Source organism: Curtobacterium phyllosphaerae, assembly GCF_049341865.1.
GTDB classification, from domain to species: Bacteria; Actinomycetota; Actinomycetes; order Actinomycetales; family Microbacteriaceae; genus Curtobacterium; species Curtobacterium phyllosphaerae.
Genome location: NZ_JBMPIU010000005.1, coordinates 281373 through 295102, shown reverse-complemented (window position 1 = coordinate 295102; position 13730 = coordinate 281373). Strand labels below are relative to the sequence as shown.

The following is a 13730-nucleotide window of genomic DNA, read 5'->3' as shown; positions in this document are numbered from 1 at the left end:
CGACGCACGCGCGCTCCATGCACGGTCATACGGCGACATCCCCCGCGAAAGGCGACGTCGCAGAACCCCGACGATGTCGCTCCATGCGCACGCACTCATCGCACGCCGTCTCAGCGCACCCGCACTCGCAGCCCGGCGCACTCGCGCTCCATGCACGGTCATGCGGCGACATCACCCGCGAAAGGCGACGTCGCAGAACCCCGGGGATGTCGCTTCATGCGCACGCACTCAGCGCACAACGACTCAGCGCACCCCCGACGCACGCGCGCTCCATGCTCGGTCATGCGGCGACATCACCCGCAAAAGGCGACGTCGCAGAACCCCGAGATTGTCGCTCCATGCGAACGCACTCACCGCACGCCGTCTCAGCGCACCCGCACTCGCAGCCAGACGCACGCGCGCTCCATGCACAGTCATGCGGCGACATCACCCGCGAAAGGCGACGTCGCAGAACCACGGGGATGTCGCTTCATGCGCTCGCACTCAGCGCACGCCGTCTCAGCGCACCCGCACTCGCAGCCCGACGCACGCGCACCCGCACCCGCACGCGCAGGCTGGACGCACCCGCACTCGCAGCCCGACGCACGCGCGCTCCATGCACGGTCATACGGCGACATCCCCCGCGAGAGGCGATGTCGCAGAACCCCGAGGATGTCGCTCCATGCCCAAGCACTCAGCGCACCCCGCACACTCACACCCCGCGCTCGCACCCGCACGCGCAGGCCAAACGCACCCGCACTCGCACCCCCCGACGCACGCGCGCTCCATGCACGATCATGCGGCGACATCCCCTGCGGAAAGCGACGTCGCAGAACCCCGAGGATGTCGCTCCACCCCGCACGCCCCGGGACAGGCACCGCTGATCGAACGAGCGACCGGGAACGGACGGGAGGCGCGGCCCACCTCAGCGGGACCGGAACGGCTTCCCGACGTCGTCCGTCTCCCCCACCAGAGCATCGTCCGGCTCGACCGGCTCGACGGGCCCGTCCGTCGCGTGGACCGCTGGGGGCGGCGCGATCCGCGACCCGGAGCCGGCCGCTCCGACGACCGCAGCCGATCGGGCGGCGGTGGGTCCGGCCTCCAGTCCGGCTGGAGTGCCCTTGGCTGCCGTCGCACGCCGACCGGCACGTGCCGCGCGGGACGCGAGCGACGGACGCCCGGTCAGCGGGACGCTGAGCGGCGTCCAGCGGAAGAGCTCGGTGAGGAGCGTCGCGCCGACCACCGCGATCACGTACATCACCGGCGTGAGCCACGGCTGCGGGACGTGCCGCTCCATCCAGCTGTCGCCGTACAGCACGATCCAGATGACGAACGGGTGACTCAGGAAGATGCCGAACGACCGGTCCGATCCGTAGTCGATGACCTTCGCGAGCCAGCTGTCCGGGTCGCGCCGGTCGGCCCACTTCGCTCCGAGTGCCAGGAACCCGAACCCGACGACGGTGCTCCACACGATCTGGATCGGCTGGTTCGGGGTCCCGGCGGCGTAGACCGACTGTCCGACCGCGATCTGCACCCACCACACCAGGAGCGTCGCGAGCCCGGTCCCGAGGACGACCCAGCCGATGAGTGCGCGACGAGCCCGCACCCAGGTGAGGAACGCGTCGGCGTGGTCGGCGGCGACCGCACCGGACACGATGAAGAACAGGTACATGAAGAAGAACTGCTTCGTGTAGCCGTGGAAGCCGTCGAACACGCCGTTGTCGTACTTGTAGACCGCGTACACCGCCAGGTTCACCACGAGCGCCGCGATCGTCAGCGCCGAGTGGTGGCCGCGGGTCACCCGGACGAGCCAGATGATCGCCGGGAGGAGCAGGTACACCTGCATCGTCACGAGGAGGAAGTACAGGTGGTACATCGACGTCCCCGTCACCACGCCGTGCGCGAAGGTCGTGACGAACACCGGGACGTCGCCGCGTTCGGTGTCGCTGAGGAGCCACGCAGACGCGACGTACACGAACGACCATGCCAGGTACGGGACCCCGACGAGGAGGAACCGCTTCGGCCAGAACTGCGACATCGGACGCGGGCGGAGGGTGTAGCTGTAGACCAGCACGAACGCGGTGAGCGAGAAGAACACCAGGCGGGTGAAGTGCAGCAGCGCGAGCACCGCGCCGTAGAACAGGCTGTCGGTCGGAGCGGTGTGGCTCGTCGTGTGCACGCCGATGACGCACGCGAACGTGAGGATCCGCAGGACGTCGACCTCGTACAGGTGCCGCGGGCGCCCGTTCCGACGGGTCGGCGTGGTGACGTCCTCGGTCGCCTGGGGAGCGGTCTGCACGGGCTGCTGCACCGGTCAAGGCTACGGCAGGTTCGTCGGGACCAGCCGCCTCACTCCGCCGAGGCCATCGCCCGGACGCGGGCGCGCTGCACCTTGCCGGTCGGCGCGCGCGGCAGGTCCTGGACGACGATGATCTCGACCGGTCGCCGGAACCGGGTCAGGTGGTCGGCACAGCGGTCCGCGAGCGCCTCGGTGAACGCGGTCTCCTCGATGTCCTCGTCGCCGGGCTGCGGGATGACGTAGGCGACCGGGACGTGGCCGAGGATCGGGTCCGGTCTGCCGACCACGACGGCCTCGAGCACGCGGTCGTCGCCGAGGAGCACGTCCTCGACCTCGGACGGGTAGACCTTCTCACCGCCCCGGTTGATGACGTCGTCGGACCGGCCGGCGAGCGACACCCAGCCGTCGTCGGACATGGACCCGAGGTCTCCGGTGCTGAGCCAGCCGTCGGCGTCGAAGCGCTCCGCGGCGCGACCGAACAGGTACCGGTGGACGACGCCGCGGCCACGGATCCACAGGGCGCCCACCTGTCCCGCGGGGACAACGGTGCCGTCGTCGTCGCGGACCTGGACCTCGGCGCCGACCGGGACCCCGACGGACCCGGCACGCGCCGGCTGGCCGAGAGGCGTCGCGGTGATCTGGCTGGCGCCCTCGGTCATGCCCCAGCTGATCACGAGCGGGGTGTCGCCGAGGGCCGCACGGACCGGGTCCGGCAGCGGTGCGGACGCACTCCGGACGAACCGGAGGCCGTCGGGCAGGTCGAGGGGGCCGGTCTTCGCGAGCACCGCGAGGACCGCCGGGACGGCGTTCAACCAGGTGATGCGGCGCGCGGCGAGGAGCTCCCAGAAGCCGGTCCGCCGGAACCGCCGGTCGAGCACGAGGGTGGCTCCGGCGACGAGCGTGGCGAGCACCCCGACGACCTCGGCGTTCACGTGGAAGAGCGGGAGCGAGTTGAACCCACGGTCCGCGGCGGTCAGCTCGTTGTGCCGTGCGACCGCCATCGCGACGAACAGCAGCTGCGGCTCCGGGAGCTCGACACCCTTCGGCGTCCCGGTGGAGCCCGAGGTGAACAGCACGACGGACCCGGTCGCCAGCGCCTCGGGGTTCGCGGCCGGCACGGTCCCCGGGACGACGTCGACCGGGCCGAAGCCGTCGTGGTCGATGCCGGCGGACGGGACACCCGGGATCGTCGCGTCCTCGTCGCGGTCGGAGACGACGATCGACCCGCCCCGCAGGAGTCCGGCGAGGCGTGCCGGTTCCGACGGGGGCTGCCCGGTGTCGACCGGGATCGCACGCCGACCGGAGGACAGGGCGGCGACGTGCACGACCGCGAACGCGAGCGGGTCCCCGACGTCAACGAGCACGCCGCCCGACGGTGGGATGCCGAGTTCGTCGAACGTCCGGCGCCAGGCATCCACCGCGGCCGCGAACGCCGCATAGGTCAGCATCCGGTCCGACCGCGCGTCCTCGAGGAACGGGTGTCCGGGCGACGTCTCCGCACGATGTCGGACGAGGGAGGCGAGCGAGGCGTCGTCGGGCGGTTCGGGACTCAACTGCACACCGTCATCGTACGGCCGGAGTCGGCGACGCGGCCGAGGACGGCGACGACCGCTCGCCCGCGCTGTGCGTGCTCGGCAGTGGGAACCGGTCGAGCATCCACTCCCAGAGCGGCAGCATCTTCGGGTCCCCGTTCGCGTCGAGCGGTGTCGAGTCGTCGATGGTCAGGGAGTGCGACCGGTCCGGGTCGCCGACGTCGAGCCGGGTCAGGATCGCGTGCGGGTCCTCACCGGCGGCCGGCGCCTCGGTCCTCGTCATGTACGGTCCGTCGGTGCCGTCGAGCCCGAGCACCTTCCACGATCCACGGATCCGCGGGCCGAAGACGTCGCGCACGTCGTCGATCGAGTACATCCGCGAGACCGGCGTGACGCCCGGATGGTCCATCCACGCAGCGTGGAAGGTCCCGTCCGACTCCACCGGCGAGGAGAACATCAGGGCACCGAGGACGGGCCTGATGTGCGCGATGTACGCGGCCTCGCCACCGCCCTGCGAGTGGCCGGCGACCACGATGTCGGACCAGTCGATGTCCCCGTCACCCTTGACGAACCGCGACCACCCGCCGGCGGGGTCGGCGGCCGTCAGGTGCGTGATCGCGTCGCGGAACCGGGACGTGATCGACCCGGCCGGCTCGACGGCGCTGAACCGCGACGGGTCGGAACCGTCGAACCGGTTGCGCTGCACCTGCGTGTAGCACCGCGGATCGGTCTCGCAGGTCCCGGACAGCGTCGTCCCGAGGTTCCAGTAGTCGAGCCCGAGCACGTGGTACCCAGCGGCCGTCGCCGTGGACAGGAACAGCTGGTAGTCGGCCGGCTTGGCACGGGTCGCCGGCAGGAACAGCATGAGGGGACCGTCGTCGACCGTCCGCGCCGCGAAGTCGGTCTTGTTCGGCGTCAGCCGGGTCCCGTCGATCGCACCGATCCGGAACCGCGTGAAGTCCTGCCGGTCGCCCGGGATCGTGACGTGCCCGAGGTCGCCCGTCGGGGCGTGCGACGCCGCCGCACGTGCCGCCCGGTGGTCCGCCGTCCGGTCGACCGCGACGAACAGCGCGACGACGACCGCGAGGACGACGAGGATCGCCAGTGGGACGCGGAGTGCGCGGGGCAGGGTGGGCAGCACCCCTCGACGGTAGCAAGCCCCGCCGCACGCCGGATCGGAGCGCCTGCTCCCCCCGCGCCCCGTCCGATACGGGTCAGCCGGCGGTCGCGGTCTGGCCGGCCAGTGGCTCGGGGTGCACGAGCGGCACGTCGAACCGGCCGAGCATCCACTCCCACACCGGGAGGAGCATCGGGACCCCGGAGGCGTCCTCCGGGGTGTGGTCGCTCACGACGATCGAGTGCGCAGTCCGCCCGACCGGCACCGGCACGGTGGTCTCGATGACGTGCGGGTCCGTGATGGGGGCACCGTCCCGCGTCACGAAGGGTCGGCGGGCACCTTCGAGCGCGAGCGTCCGCCACGACGGACGGATGAACCGGCCGAAGTGGTCGTCGACGTGCGCCAGGGCGTACATCCGGTCGACCGGCGTCCGACCGGGGCGGTCGAGCCACGAGGCATGTGCCTGCCCACGGGACACCGCGGGCGCGCCGAACATCAACACGCCCTGGACGCTCCGGATGTGCCCGATGTAGGCCGCTTCGCTCCCGCCCTGCGAGTGTCCTGCGACGACGACGTCCTGCCACTGCACGCGACCGTTCTGCACGAACCGCCCCCACCCCCCGGCCGGGTCCGCAGCGTCGAGGTGCGCCACGGCGGTCCGGAGGCGGCTGACGATCGACCCCGCGGGCTGCACGGCGCTGTACCGGGAGGCCGACGAGCCGTCGAAGCGGTTCCGCTGCACCTCGGTGTAGCAGTGCGGGGACCCGCCGCAGGTCCGGGACAGCGACCGTCCGAGGTTCCAGTAGTCGAGACCGAGCACGTGGTAGCCGGCGCTGGTCGCGGTCGACAGGAAGTCGGTGTAGTCGGCGGGCCGGGCACGCGTCGCCGGCAGGAACAGCAGCAACGGTCCGTTGGCCACCGTCCGCGCCGCGAGGTCGTCGTGGTTCGGGCGGAGCCGAGCTCCGTCGACGGCGTCGAGCCGGAAGCGCTGGAACCGGTCGCGGTCCTGGCCGGGAGGCACGTCCGCCGTCCGTCGCGCACCGTCCGTCCGCGGATGGCCGGTCCCGATGCCGTTCCCCGGCACGGCCGGGAGCGCGGTCGCTCCGTTCTCGAGGAGCGCCCGGCCGGCGGTGTCGGCCGCGGTCCGCGCGTCCACCGACACGATGACCCCGCCCGCCGCGATCACCGCGACGAGCGCGACCCCCAGCACCCGGCGCACCATGCGCTGCCGACGAGATCCCCCCACTGTGTGCCCCTCTCGGTACCGACCGTTGCGTCCTCGTCGCCGACGGGCGCCGGCGCGGTCTCAGGATGCCGTGACGCGCCTCCAGACCGCATCCGCCGAACGGATGGTGTCGTCGACGGCACCCGTCGCGTCCACGACCTCGTCGGCCAAGGCGAGCCGGTCCTCGTCGCTCGCCTGTGCACCGATCCGCCGCTCCGCCTCGGCGCGCTCCATCCCGCGGTCGGTCATGAGCCGCTCGATCCGGACCGCGGCCGGCGCGTCGACGACGACGACGGTGTCGAACCGGATCGGTCGACCCTCGCTCGCCTCGGCGAGGAGCGGGACGTCGTACACCACCACCGCGTCCGGATCGGCCTGTTCCGCCGCGGCGAACCGCTCCTGCGCGAGCCGCCAGACCTCGGGGTGGGTGATCGCATTGAGGTCGGCGAGGGCCCCGGGGTCGGCGAAGACGACGGCACCGAGTGCGGGTCGGTCGAGCGACCCGTCCGACGCGATGACCCCGGCGCCGAACCGACGCTCGATCGCGGCGAGTCCGGGTGTCCCCGGAGCGACCGCCTGCCGAGCGAGCTGGTCGGCGTCGACGACGACCGCACCGTGCTCCGCCCATCGGGCCGAGACGGTGGACTTCCCCGCGGCGATGCCGCCCGTCAGACCGATGATGTGCACGCGGACAGACTACCGACCAACGCCGGGCGAGCCGGAAGCCCGGGCATGCCGGAAGGCCGGGCATGCCGGAAGCCCGGGCATGCCGGAAGCCCGGCCCTCCGCAGAGGACCGGGCTTCCGGTGTGTGCCGAGCGGGATCACTCCCGCGCGGCTCAGTTCTGGCTGAGCTTCTCGCGGAGCGCCGCGAGCGAGGCGTCGTCGGCGAGGGTACCCGCACCGGCGGTCTCACTCGAGAACGACGAACCAGCCGACGACGCGGCCGGAGCCTCGAACGCGGTGACGTCCTCCACGAGGGAAGCAGCGACCTGCTTCTTGTGGGCCTCCCAGCGAGCCTGGGCCGCCGCGTACTCCTTCTCCCAGGCGTCGCGCTGGGTGTCGTAGCCGTCGAGCCACTCGTTGGTCTCCGGGTCGAAGCCGTCCGGGTACTTGTAGTTGCCCTGGTCGTCGTACTCGGTCGGCATGCCGTAGAGCGCCGGGTCGAACTCGTCGCCTTCGGGGTCGACGCCTTCGTTGGCCTGCTTGAGGCTCAGCGAGATGCGACGACGGTCGAGGTCGATGTCGATGATCTTGACGAAGACCTCGTCACCGACGGAGACGACCTGCTCGGCGAGCTCGACGTGCTTGTTCGAGAGCTCCGAGATGTGCACGAGACCCTCGATTCCGTCGGCCACGCGGACGAACGCACCGAACGGCACGAGCTTCGTGACCTTGCCCGGGGCGACCTGACCGATCGCGTGGGTCCGGGCGAAGACCTGCCACGGGTCCTCCTGCGTCGCCTTGAGCGACAGCGAGACGCGCTCGCGGTCGAGGTCGACCTCGAGGATCTCGACGGTGACCTCCTGGCCCACCTCGACGACCTCCGACGCGTGCTCGATGTGCTTCCAGGACAGCTCGGAGACGTGGACGAGACCGTCGACGCCGCCGAGGTCGACGAACGCACCGAAGTTGACGATCGACGAGACGATGCCCTTGCGGACCTGACCCTTGTGCAGGTTGTTGAGGAACGTGGTCCGGGACTCGGACTGCGTCTGCTCGAGGAGCGCGCGGCGCGACAGGACCACGTTGTTGCGGTTCTTGTCGAGCTCGAGGATCTTCGCCTCGATCTCCTGGCCGAGGTACGGCGTGAGGTCGCGGACACGGCGGAGCTCGATGAGCGAGGCCGGGAGGAAGCCGCGGAGACCGATGTCGACGATCAGGCCACCCTTGACGACCTCGATCACGGTGCCGGTGACGACGCCGTCCGACTCCTTGATCTTCTCGACGTCGCCCCAGGCGCGCTCGTACTGTGCGCGCTTCTTGGAGAGGATCAGACGGCCTTCCTTGTCCTCCTTCTGGAGGACGAGGGCCTCGACGCTGTCGCCGACCTCGACGACGTCGTTGGGGTCGACGTCGTGCTTGATGGAGAGTTCGCGGGAGGGGATCACACCTTCCGTCTTGTACCCGACGTCGAGGAGGACCTCGTCGCGGTCGATCTTCACGACGGTGCCGGAGATGAGGTCTCCGTCGTTGAAGAACTTCAGGGTCTTCTCGACCTCGGCCAGGAAGTCATCAGCCGAACCGATGTCGTTGATGGCGACCTGCTTGGGTGCCTTGGTCGTGGTGGTTGTCATGTAGGAATTACTCCGATGGGCAGGAATCGGGCCGACGCGGTCGTGCGGGAGCCCTTGCCCCTGCACACGTGTGACCGTCGTGGCGGAATTGGATGTTCGACGCGGATTGCGCCGCACTAGTCTAGCGGCTTCGCTCGGGGGGTCACAAGGCGGACGGGCCACCCCCGCCGCTCAGCCGAGCACGGCCTTCCGGAGGGTGTCGAGCCCGATCGAGCCGAGCGCGAGCGTGTCGGCGTGGAACTGCTTGAGGTCGAACGAGCCGCCGGCACGCGCGGCGGCTTCGTCGCGGATGGACTCCCAGACCCGTTGGCCGACCTTGTACGACGGCGCCTGGCCCGGCCACCCGAAGTACCGGTCCACCTCGAAGCGGATGAAGGCGTCGTCCATGTTGACGTTCTCGCGCATGAACCCGAGCGCGTACTCGTGCGTCCAGCCACCCCCGTCCGGGTTCGTCTTCTGCAGGTGCACGCCGATGTCGAGGACGACACGCGCCGCACGCATCCGCTGTCCGTCGAGCATCCCGAGGCGGTCGCCGTCGTCGTCCAGGTACCCGAGCTGCTCCATCAACCGCTCGGCGTAGAGCGCCCACCCCTCGACGTGCCCGGAACTGCCGGACAGCTGCCGACGCCAGGTGTTCAGCTCGCCGCGGTTGTGGACCCCCTGGCTGATCTGCAGGTGGTGTCCGGCACGCCCTCGTGGAACACGGTGGTCTTCTCGCGCCAGGTGGAGAACTCGGTGACGCCCTCCGGCACCGACCACCACATCCGGCCCGGTCGCGAGAAGTCGTCGCTCGGCCCGGTGTAGTAGATCCCGCCGTCCTTCGTCGGGGCGATCCGGCACTCGAGTCGGCGGATCGGCTCCGCGATGTCGAAGTACGTGTCCGCGAGCCCGGCGACCGACGCGTCCGAGGTCTCCTGCATCCACGCCTGGAGCGCGTCCGCGCCGTGCAGCTTGCGTGCCGGGTCCGCGTCGAGCACCTCGATCGCCCGGGCGACGGACGCGCCGGACTCGATCCGGTCGGCGATGCGCTCCTGTTCCTCGCGCATCCGGGCCAGCTCGGCGAGACCCCACTCGTAGGTCTCGTCGAGGTCGACGACCGCACCGAGGAACCGACGGGAGTGCAGCTCGTACGCGTCGCGACCGACGGCGTCGACCGGCGTCGCGAGCGGGAGCAGTTCGTGGCGGAGGAACGCACCGAGCGACCGGTACGCCGCGGCGGCCTGTTCGGCGCCGCGGGACAGATCGGCGCGGAGGGCGTCCGGCAGCGCGGAGCCGTCCTCGAGCGTCGCGTCGGCCGCGAGCTCGGAGAAGAACCCGCCGTCGGCGGCGTTCCGGACGCACTGCTCGGCGACCGCCTCGACCTGACGGATCGCGGGCACCACGCCCTCGCGGGTGCCCTGCAGGAGCGTCTCGCGGTAGCCCTCGAGCGCGTCGCCCATGGTGGACAGCCGGGACGCGATGTCGGCCCAGTCGTCGACCGTCGCGGTCGGCATGAGGTCGAGCGTCATCCGGAGGTCCTGCGACGGACTCGCGATGACGTTGAGGTCACGGAGGTGGAGTCGACGCTCGTGCGAGAGGACGATGAGCTCGAGGTCGGCATCGAGGTCGGTCTTGGTGACCTCGTCCACCGCGTCCGCGGCCGGGGTCTCGGCCAGGGACGCCCTGGTGCGACGGGCGGCCTCGGCGAGGGCGTCGGCACCCGCGGGCGAGGTGTCCCCCCACTCGCCGGTCCGGCCCGGCACGCCGATGTAGGTGGCGATCGTCGGGTCGAGGTCGACGAGGGTGGCGACCCAGCCCTCGGCGATCGCGTCGACGGCGGACGGGGTGCGGTCTGGTCGTGCGTCGGTCATGGACCGACCCTACCCACTGGCACCGTGCCTCCAGTCCGGAAGCGGTCACCCTGTGGACGGACGGGAGGCGCGGAGCGGGTCCCGAGCATCGGGTCCCGGCCGGGCCGTGCCACGTCAGTGCGCAGCGACCTCCCAGTTCGGGCCGGTGCCGACGGAGACGTCCAGCGGGACCGTCAGCTCCGCCGCCGTGCCCATCCGGCGTCGGACGAGCTCCTCGACGGCGGACTCCTCGCCCGGGGCGACCTCGAGGATCAGTTCGTCGTGCACCTGCAGGAGCAGGTGCGACTCGTGCCCGCCCGCACGGAGGTCATCGGTCACGCCGAGCATCGCGATCTTGATGATGTCCGCGGCCGAGCCCTGGATCGGGGCGTTCAACGCGGCGCGTTCGGCGTTCTCGCGGAGGACGCGGTTCGGGCTCTTGAGGTCCCCGAACGGTCGGCGACGGCCGAAGATCGTCTCGGTGTAGCCGTCCTCACGGGCCTGCTCGACGACGTTCCGGAGGTAGTCGCGGACCGCCCCGAAGCGCTCGAAGTACCCCGTCATGAGGCCCCGGGCCTCGCTCTGGTCGATCCGGAGTTGCTTCGACAGCCCGAACGCACTGAGCCCGTACGCGAGGCCGTACGACATCGCCTTGACCTTCGTCCGCATCTCCGGGCTGACCTCGGCCGGCTCGACGCCGAAGACCCGCGCGCCGACGAACCGGTGCAGGTCCTCGCCCGCATTGAACGCCTCGATGAGCCCCGGGTCACCGGAGAGGTGGGCCATGATCCGCATCTCGATCTGCGAGTAGTCCGCGGTGAGCAGGGTCGTGTACGGAGCCTGGATGGTGAAGGCGCTCCGGACCCGGCGGCCGACGGCGGTCTTGACCGGGATGTTCTGCAGGTTCGGGTCGGTCGACGAGATCCGGCCGGTGCTCGACCCGGTCTGCTCGTAGGTGGTGTGCACGCGGCCGTCGACGACCGCGGTGTCGAGCGTGTCGACGATCTGCCGGAGCTTCGTGGCGTCGCGGTGCTGCAGGAGCAGGCCGAGGAACGGGTGCGGGTGCTGGTCCTGCAGGTCGGCGAGGCTCGCGGCGTCGGTGGAGAAGCCGGTCTTGGTCTTGCGGGTCTTCGGCATCGCGAGCTCGGTGAACAGGACTTCCTGCAGCTGCTTCGGGGAGCCGAGGTTGACCTCGTGGCCGATCTCGGTGAACGCCTGCTGGGCGAGGTCGGCCGCGCGGTCGCCGAGCTCGTGCGACAGGTCGGCGAGGACCTCGTGGTCCATCGTCACCCCGAGGTGCTCCATCCCCGCGAGCACCGGGACGAGCGGGAGCTCGATGTCGTCGAGGACCCGCAGCGAGCTCTCGTCGATCCGCGCGCGGAGGGCCGTGGTCACACGGAGGACGTACCAGGCCTGCGTGGCGATGGTCGTCGGCTCGGACTCCGGCACGAGCTGGTTCGGGTCGGCCGTCGGCATGGACTCGCCGAGCTCCTGGTAGACGAGGTCGTCGAGCGGCTGCCCCTGCTTGCCCGGGTTCGCGAGCCAGCCCATGATCCGGGCGTCGCCGGCGATCCCGCCGACGGTGAACCCGGCGCTGCCGAGCGCGTGGATGGCCGCCTTGGCGTCGTGGAAGTGCTTCGGGGCATCGGAGGCGAGCCACGCCTGCAGCTGCTCGTAGTCCTTCATCCCGCTGCCGCCCGGCACCATGACGGTGTCGTCGTGGGTGGCGATGCCGATCGCGCTGAGCCGTCCGTCGACGGTCTCGATCGCGACGCCGAAGGCGCCGTCGTCCGCGGTCTTGCGGTCGAGCCAGTAGCCGAGTTCCTCGTCGATGAGGGTCCGGACACCCGGTGCCGCGGGGCCGGTCGACTCGGCCGGTGCGCCGGTCACCTCGGACGACTCCCCCGGGCCGGCGATCTTGAACACGCGGTCGAGGAGGGTCCGGAACTGCAGCTTGGCGAAGAGCTCGCGGACCGCGTCCTCGTCGACCGGTCGGCGGGCGAGGTCGGCCGGACCGACGGGCAGCTCGACGTCGCGCACCAGGCGGTTCAGCCGGCGGTTGAGGACGGCCCGGTCCTTCTGCTCGCGGAGGTTGTTGCCGACGACGCCCTTGATCTCGTCGGCGTGCTCGAGGACGGCGTCGAGCGACCCGAACTGGTTGATCCACTTGACGGCGGTCTTCTCGCCGACCTTGTCGATGCCGATGAGGTTGTCGCTGGTCTCCCCGACCAGCGCGGCGACGTCGGGGTACTGGTGCGGCTCGATGCCGTAGCGCTCGAACACCTTGTCCCGGTCGTACCGGGTCAGCTCGGAGACACCGCGCACCGATGGGTAGAGGAGGGTCACGCGGTCGTCGACGAGCTGGATCGCGTCGCGGTCGCCGGAGACCACGAAGACCTGGAACCCCTGCTCGGCGCCCTGGAGTGAGAGCGTCGCGAGGATGTCGTCGGCCTCGTAGTCCTCCTTCGTCACGGTCGTGATGCCCATCGCGTGCAGGGCTTCCTGCAGGAGCGGGATCTGGCCCTTGAACTCCGGCGGGGTCTCGTTCCGGGTGCCCTTGTACGCCTCGTACTCGCGGGTGCGGAACGAGAACCGGGAGATGTCGAACGCGACGGCGAGGTGCGTCGGCTTCTCGCGCTGGAGGAGCATGAGCAGCATCGAGATGAAGCCGTGGATGGCGTTCGTGTGCTGCCCCTCGCGGTTCACGAAGCTGTCGACCGGGAGCGCGTAGAACGCACGGAACGCCAGCGAGTGTCCGTCGATGACCAGGAGGGTAGGCTTTTCAGGATCCGACACCCCGCCACACTACAAGCGCCCGGTGACAACGCCCGACCGCCGAGGAGCCTCGTGACCGACACCCAGCCGACCGCCGCGACGACCGGTGCCGAGTCCCTGAGCGGCGCCGAACGGCTCGAGCTCCGTGGGGTCGGACCGCTCGCCGAGAAGATGGGCATCGTCGTCACCGAGATGAGTGCCGAACGCGCCGTCGGGACCATGCCCGTCGAGGGCAACACCCAGCCGGTCGGCATCCTGCACGGGGGCGCGTACGTGGTCCTGGCGGAGAGCCTCGGCTCGATGGCTGCGACGGTGCACGCGGGGCCGGGCCGGATCGCGGTCGGCATCGAGTTGAACGCGTCGCACTCGCGGAGTGCCACCACGGGGACCGTCACGGGGACCTGCACGGCGCTGCACCTCGGCCGGACCCTCGCCACGCACGAGATCGTCCTCACGGACGACCGTGGCCGACGACTGTCCACGGTGCGGATCACGAACTTCCTCCGCGACGCCTAGGCGGTGGGCGCCGGGCGTCACCGCCCGTCGGACGGGAGGCGCGGGGCGGGCCTGCACCGCGCCTCCCGTCCGACCGTGGTCGCGTCCGGATCGCGGAACGTCCTGCGTGCGTGCGTGCGTGCGGCCCGGATCGCAGGACACGCCGCATGCGTGCCGTCGGGA

8 protein-coding genes and 1 pseudogene are annotated in these 13730 nt (G+C 70.9%); 1 reads left to right on the top strand and 8 read right to left on the bottom strand.

The genetic code is table 11. The annotated features are described in order from the left end of the window. Positions 1 to 904 precede the first annotated feature (904 nt). The 8 genes and pseudogenes from ACO0E0_RS11360 to polA form a co-directional block, all read right to left on the bottom strand. Positions 905 to 2290, bottom strand: a complete 1386-nt coding sequence (locus ACO0E0_RS11360) for an acyltransferase (protein WP_422871516.1) — start codon at positions 2288 to 2290, stop codon at positions 905 to 907. A gap of 38 nt (positions 2291 to 2328) precedes the next feature. Next, complete coding sequence (locus tag ACO0E0_RS11355; protein ID WP_422871515.1) at positions 2329 to 3837, bottom strand: class I adenylate-forming enzyme family protein; 1509 nt, start codon at positions 3835 to 3837, stop codon at positions 2329 to 2331. A gap of 4 nt (positions 3838 to 3841) precedes the next feature. Beyond that, entirely contained in the window at positions 3842 to 4951 is a 1110-nt protein-coding gene (locus ACO0E0_RS11350; RefSeq protein ID WP_422871514.1) for a BPSS1187 family protein, read from the bottom strand. 73 nt (positions 4952 to 5024) lie between these two features. After that, a complete protein-coding gene (locus ACO0E0_RS11345) occupies positions 5025 to 6137 on the bottom strand; it encodes a BPSS1187 family protein (RefSeq protein ID WP_422871513.1) in 1113 nt (370 codons plus the stop codon). A 96-nt stretch (positions 6138 to 6233) separates the two neighbouring features. Continuing rightward, positions 6234 to 6839: a dephospho-CoA kinase gene (gene coaE / locus ACO0E0_RS11340; protein WP_422871512.1), complete on the bottom strand. Its 606-nt coding sequence runs from the start codon at positions 6837 to 6839 to the stop codon at positions 6234 to 6236. Positions 6840 to 6990: 151 nt separating this feature from the next. Next, positions 6991 to 8448 (bottom strand): 30S ribosomal protein S1, encoded by a 1458-nt coding sequence (rpsA, locus tag ACO0E0_RS11335; RefSeq protein WP_422871511.1) that lies wholly within the window; start codon positions 8446 to 8448, stop codon positions 6991 to 6993. Between the two features lie 171 nt (positions 8449 to 8619). Next, positions 8620 to 10298, bottom strand: a pseudogene (locus ACO0E0_RS11330) (DUF885 domain-containing protein). Positions 10299 to 10412: 114 nt separating this feature from the next. Continuing rightward, entirely contained in the window at positions 10413 to 13073 is a 2661-nt protein-coding gene (polA, locus tag ACO0E0_RS11325) for a DNA polymerase I (protein WP_422871510.1), read from the bottom strand. Positions 13074 to 13223: 150 nt separating this feature from the next. On the opposite strand from polA, the gene ACO0E0_RS11320 reads away from it, so the two are divergent. After that, positions 13224 to 13568 (top strand): hotdog fold thioesterase, encoded by a 345-nt coding sequence (locus ACO0E0_RS11320; protein ID WP_422871621.1) that lies wholly within the window; start codon positions 13224 to 13226, stop codon positions 13566 to 13568. Positions 13569 to 13730 lie beyond the last annotated feature (162 nt).